Source organism: Snodgrassella sp. W8135 (assembly GCF_016101225.1).
Taxonomy (GTDB): domain Bacteria; phylum Pseudomonadota; class Gammaproteobacteria; order Burkholderiales; family Neisseriaceae; genus Snodgrassella; species Snodgrassella alvi.
The window spans coordinates 1-725 of record NZ_JACFQX010000013.1; the positions used below are offsets into that span (position 1 = coordinate 1).

Here is a 725-nt window from a genome sequence, read left to right on the forward strand (position 1 = left end):
TTATGATGCCAGTCATGCAACCGGTACTGCACAAAAAATTACCAATGTAGCCCAAGGTAGTCTGGCAGCAGACTCAAGTGATGTAGTAACAGGCGCCCAGCTGTTTAATACCAATAATAGTGTAAGCACTCTGTCTGATAATGTTGATAGTAAGATGAATTCAATTTCTTCATCAACATCGGCCAGTGTGGGTAGCCTTTCTAGCGCACTGGGTCAGTTTGCCAATGAGAAAATCAATAGTCTGTCTACTACTTTTGAGGATAAACTGAGTACAACCAATTCCAGCGTAGCATCATTGCAGCACAATGCATTGTTATGGAATAACGACATTGACGGTGGCGCATATGATGCTACTCACGATGGAAAAGCGCAGCGCATTACAAATGTACTGGCTGGAAATCTTGCAGCCGGTTCAAGTGATGTGGTTACTGGTGGCCAGCTATTCACGACTAATAGTCATCTTGGTACTTTGTCTGATAGCGTTAGTTCAGGTTTTAACTCTTTGTCAACTTCATTAGAAGATTTACAAAATAAAAGTCCGAATGGATTGGTCAGTCAGCTGGAACAGACTAATCAGAGTCTGAGCAGTCTGTCTGTATCAGCATCAAGCAGTCTGACTGCGGCTGACTCTCATGTAAAAACATTACAGCAGAATGCGCTGCAATGGAATAGCAATATATCTGCTTATGATGCCAGTCATGCAACCGGTACTGCACAAAAAATTA

1 pseudogene is annotated in these 725 nt (G+C 42.3%); it reads left to right on the plus strand.

The annotated features are described in order from the left end of the window. Positions 1-725, plus strand: a pseudogene (locus H3T75_RS10805) (hypothetical protein); the annotation flags it as partial.